The organism is Anabaena catenula FACHB-362 (assembly GCF_014698735.1).
Classification (GTDB): Bacteria; Cyanobacteriota; Cyanobacteriia; order Cyanobacteriales; family Nostocaceae; genus Anabaena; species Anabaena variabilis_A.
Genome location: NZ_JACJTQ010000098.1, coordinates 1 through 4459, shown reverse-complemented (window position 1 = coordinate 4459; position 4459 = coordinate 1). Strand labels below are relative to the sequence as shown.

Sequence of the window (4459 nt, the reverse complement as noted above, 5' to 3'; positions counted from 1 at the left end):
GTGAGGATTGCTCTGAATATATTCAAATATACTGCCCATAACGTCTTACCAAAAAATACACTTTTATATTCTTATACCATAATTTAATTCTTTTTCGGAGATGTCTATTGGGTTACAACTTACTGGGCTATATTCCACCTTTTCCCAATGGCAATTTTATCCCTGAAGTAATTGTCAAAAACCAACCTGATTCCTCGGTCAGTGAAGCTTTTCGGATGCTGCAAACTAACTTGAGGTTTTTTAATTCAGAACAATCAATTAAGGTGATTGTAGTCTCAAGTTCTGTACCTAAAGAAGGTAAATCAACAATTGCTGCCAATCTAGCTTTTTCTATATCTCAATTAGGCCGCAATGTATTACTAGTAGATGCCGATTTGCGTAATCCCAGTCAACACAAAATCTGGGAAATTCCTAATGAAGTGGGTTTAAGCAATGTTCTCAAACGTCAGTCGGATTTAGACCAGGCTGTGACTGAAATTGTCCCTAATTTAGAAGTTCTCACCGCTGGTGAACTCAATCATAACCCAGCTTCACTACTTGATTCTAGTCAAATGGCTGTGTTTGTGGCGCAAGTGGCACAAAAATATGATTTTGTCATCATTGACACTTCACCATTAACTGTAGCTGCGGATGCAACGATTTTAGGAAAATTGGTGAATGGAATTTTGTTTGTAGTACGTCCAGGTGTAGCTGATTCTAATAGTGTTTCTCTCTCTAAAGAAATGTTGGAGAAAGCTGACCAAAATGTTTTAGGTGTAGCGATGAATGGTGTCAATGCTAATCAGCCAGATTCTAGTTATTACGCCGTTAGTAGAGCTTGAGTTGTAGAGTTTGATAATTAAGTCATCTCTAACAAAGAATCTAGAGATGTTGTATGCAACGTCTCTACAAGAGTTCTGGATAATGCATCTCAATATTTGGTCAATGTCTAATAATCAGTACTATATATTCATCATATAGACTTTCATAAGTTGCTCACCTAAACGTTCATGACTGAAACGCTCTGTAATTGTATGCCTTGCATTTTCTGAGATGATTTGACGTTTTTCTGGGTTGTTGAGTAAATCTAGAATAGCTGCGGCTAAAGCCTTTGTTTCTCCTGGTGGCACACCAACTGCATCATAGTTATGAGTAAATAATTCAGCCGCACCACCTGCTTGGGATACTATCACGGGTTTACCACAAGCCATTGCTTCTACTATTGCTAAACCAAATGGTTCTGGTTGGGTACTGGCATGAACTACAATATCTAAAGAGCGGTAAATTTCGGCTATATTCTCTTGGAAACCGAGAAAATCAACTTTGTCTACAATATCCAAATCTGCGGCTTTTTCTTTTAATTCCTGTTCAGAAAATTGGGAACCACGAGTTTTATAAATTGCTCCACCAACAATACAGAAACGCACGTTTAAATGAGGATGCTTTTTGATAATTTCTGATGCTGCTTCTAGAAAAATATCATGCCCTTTCCAACGTGCAAAAGTTGCAACTAGTCCTACTCGTAGAGGAAAATGGGGAGTTGGGGAAGTTGGGGAAAAGTAATTGACATCTACGGCATTATAAATTACTTCTATTGGTAAGCTTGGAATTGTGGCTTGAGCATCTTGTGCGACTGCTTGGGAAATAGCAATTCCCTGTTTAGCACCATAGCTCACCCGTTTTAAAACCTGTGCCATGAATGGACGTGAGCCATAGAAGTCATGGATGTGCCAAACTACAGGAATATCCTTGATTCCAGCCAATGCAGTTAGTAAATGAGTTTTAATGCCGTTGGAGTGAATTAAGTCTGGTTTAAGTTCACAGAGCGATCGCTTGAATTCTCCCAGATATTCGCCGATCCTTGGTAAAATTATTACTAGTCGTAATAATAATATCAATCCAGCTATGGCTTTATTACTACCTTTGAAAGCACTATCACCCAGTTGATTTAATTCTTCTGGTAATTTCAGTAATTTGACTTGCACTCCCAATTTTTGCGCTTGCTCTATCAATAATCCATCAGTACCTACAATTAGATGTAATTGAATATCTGGCTTTGTATTCAAAAGTGCAGCAAAGATAGTTAGTAAAACTCTCTCAGCACCACCAATTACTCCCACTGGATTCACAAATACAATTTTCATTATTTTCTAGGACTTACGCAAGATGTGACTGAAAACCTTATTCCTGTGTAGCGGTAATTCATGAATTACCGCTACTTTGGTTCTGTTTTGCGTAAGTCCTATTTTCAATACCGGCTAATCTTAAATAAGATTTCGCAATAATCTGAGTATGATGAGACCAAGAATATTTCTGTGCTTGACTGAGACGGACATTGATCACAGGTGCGCTAGTTGGGTTTGATAATAGTTGAGTTACCGTTTTCACCCACGCTGATACATCCGCAGCTGGACAGTATATCACACCTTCTCCACCAACTTCACGCAACACAGGAATATCACTAGCAACTACTATCGCCCCACAAGCTAAGGCTTCAATCACAGGTAATCCAAAACCCTCTGCTTCACTTGTTAATAACACTGCTGAGGCTCGTTGGTAAAGGGCAGCTATAGTGGAGCGTTGTAAACCCTGGAGGTGAATTATCGACTTGCTGATATTCAATTGAGCAATTTGCTCTTGTTGGCTTTGTGTCCACTCACCACTGACTTTAACTAGTTTCAACTCTGGATGAATACGTTGGACTTGTGCAAATATTTCCAATAGAGTATCAATGCGTTTACGGGGAATGCAACTACCAACGTGTAAAAGAAAAGGTGCAGTACCTATTTTTGCTATTTCTAATATTTCTTGGTCACTATTACTTGCTTGCTCAGTATTAATACTAAATTCTGAGGCGATACCATAGGGAGCGTGAACTAGACGTGATGGTTCTACCAGTTGGTAATGTTCAATTTGTTTTCTAACTTCTGCGGTAGAATAAAAGATAACAGCGCATGACTGTAAACCGCGTAAAATTCTCTGAGACATGGCTTGATACCAAGCGGGTCTGGGTTCTTGCTCCGGCTCTACAAGAGAGCGAAAGGCATCAATATCATGACAGTATACTCCCGTCCGTTTTGGGGGTAAAAGATGGGCTAAATGGGCGTAGGAGTGGTCAGCAATGTGATAAAAATCGAAATTTGTTACCCTTGGTTTGAGATACTGAGGATAGTCCCAAAATCGATTGAGTAGACGATCTGCATTATAGGCAAATTGCTTTTTACCAATCCAGGGGATGTGTTGACAACTACTGTTAAATTTTGGTAGAACTTCTATAGCGTGAATAGATGCAGTGTGTTCAGCTTGCAATTGCTTAATAAGCATCTGAGCGCATAAATCCATACTATACCAGTGTTCTTCTAAGTAATCACAGATAATAGCGAGACGCATTTGAGTCATATTGTGAATATTCTCTAATCTTTCAGGAGTTAACTAATCAATTGATGATTATGGATAGGCCATTACAAAATTTTACTTACTTTCTAAGTAATTTTACATTAAAAACTGTAAAATAAGGCAAATACCTCCAAACAACAAAGAGGAAGCTAAAATGTTGTTAATTTCACTAAAAAGCTTTTTTTTCTGGCTGCAACGGCCTCAGTTAATTGTATACCGTGTGAGGTATTGGGTATGGGAAAAACTTCATCCAGATGAACCTTGGATGTGTCCAGGAACTGTAGAATTTTGCAAAAAACATCTTGCTGCTTCCATGTCAGTGCTGGAATTTGGCAGCGGTCGCAGTTCCGCCTGGTTTGCTCGGCGGGTAAGTAAAATAACTAGTATAGAATATGATGAAAATTGGTATAAAGTAGTAAAAAGTAAACTAGAAAAAGATAATATTGCTAATGTGAATCTGCGGTTGATTCTGTTGGATCATCCTGTATCAGAACCTGAACAAGATACTTACAAAATATGTCCTAGTTATGTGGCAGTTCTCGATGAATTTGCCGATGAAAGTTTAGATTTGGTCATTGTTGATGGTCACTATCGAACGAACTGTGCCAGGAAATGCCTCAAGAAGATTAAGGCTGGAGGATACCTGCTTGTTGATGATACTAATCTGTGGACTTCATTAGATGCTTTGAGTATTCCTCCAGATTGGAAAGTTGTTGATCAATCGACTAATGGGATAAAAACTGCGGCTATTTGGCAAAAACCATTGTCAAGTTTATACACAACTAGCATCTGACAATTCGTTAAAAAATTGCAAATGTTGTTGAGCAACAGAAGGCCAAGTGTACAATTTATGCGATCGCTCTAAACCCTTCTGCGCTATTTCTTGACGCACAGATGGACTATTAAGCAAGTCGGAAATAGCTTCAACCCAACCATTTTCATCTTTTTCGCCAACTACCACCCCCGCATCATCAATTAGACATCTCCGGAAATAGCTAAAGTGTTACTGCCACTGCTTTTAAAAGTGAGATGCCCCAATGCAAAGGTAGCTGGCTGGTACGCTAAAATAAGCGTTAGAGATGCC

The 4459-nt window shown here is 38.8% G+C and carries 5 protein-coding genes; 2 read left to right on the top strand and 3 right to left on the bottom strand.

The window, feature by feature from the left end:
• Positions 1–107 precede the first annotated feature (107 nt).
• A complete protein-coding gene (locus H6G68_RS26575; RefSeq protein ID WP_242045415.1) occupies positions 108–821 on the top strand; it encodes a CpsD/CapB family tyrosine-protein kinase in 714 nt (237 codons plus the stop codon).
• A gap of 120 nt (positions 822–941) precedes the next feature.
• Here the strand turns inward: H6G68_RS26575 and H6G68_RS26570 are convergent, their stop codons facing one another.
• Positions 942–2123, bottom strand: coding sequence for a glycosyltransferase family 4 protein (locus H6G68_RS26570; RefSeq protein ID WP_190909320.1), 1182 nt, complete (start codon positions 2121–2123; stop codon positions 942–944).
• 58 nt (positions 2124–2181) lie between these two features.
• Positions 2182–3378 (bottom strand): glycosyltransferase, encoded by a 1197-nt coding sequence (locus H6G68_RS26565; protein WP_190909319.1) that lies wholly within the window; start codon positions 3376–3378, stop codon positions 2182–2184.
• Positions 3379–3529: 151 nt separating this feature from the next.
• On the opposite strand from H6G68_RS26565, the gene H6G68_RS26560 reads away from it, so the two are divergent.
• Positions 3530–4168: an O-methyltransferase gene (locus H6G68_RS26560; protein ID WP_190909318.1), complete on the top strand. Its 639-nt coding sequence runs from the start codon at positions 3530–3532 to the stop codon at positions 4166–4168.
• Here the strand turns inward: H6G68_RS26560 and H6G68_RS26555 are convergent.
• Positions 4148–4336 (bottom strand): glycosyltransferase, encoded by a 189-nt coding sequence (locus H6G68_RS26555; RefSeq protein WP_422596896.1) that lies wholly within the window; start codon positions 4334–4336, stop codon positions 4148–4150. The genes H6G68_RS26560 and H6G68_RS26555 overlap by 21 nt on opposite strands.
• Between the last annotated feature and the right edge of the window lie 123 nt (positions 4337–4459).

Bases quoted from the DNA above. Each gene is read 5' to 3' on its own strand.
- H6G68_RS26570 (WP_190909320.1), bottom strand. From the start codon at position 2,123: ATGAAAATTGTATTTGTGAATCCAGTGGGAGTAATTGGTGGTGCTGAG.
- H6G68_RS26565 (WP_190909319.1), bottom strand. From the start codon at position 3,378: ATGACTCAAATGCGTCTCGCTATTATCTGTGATTACTTAGAAGAACAC.
- H6G68_RS26560 (WP_190909318.1), top strand. From the start codon at position 3,530: ATGTTGTTAATTTCACTAAAAAGCTTTTTTTTCTGGCTGCAACGGCCT.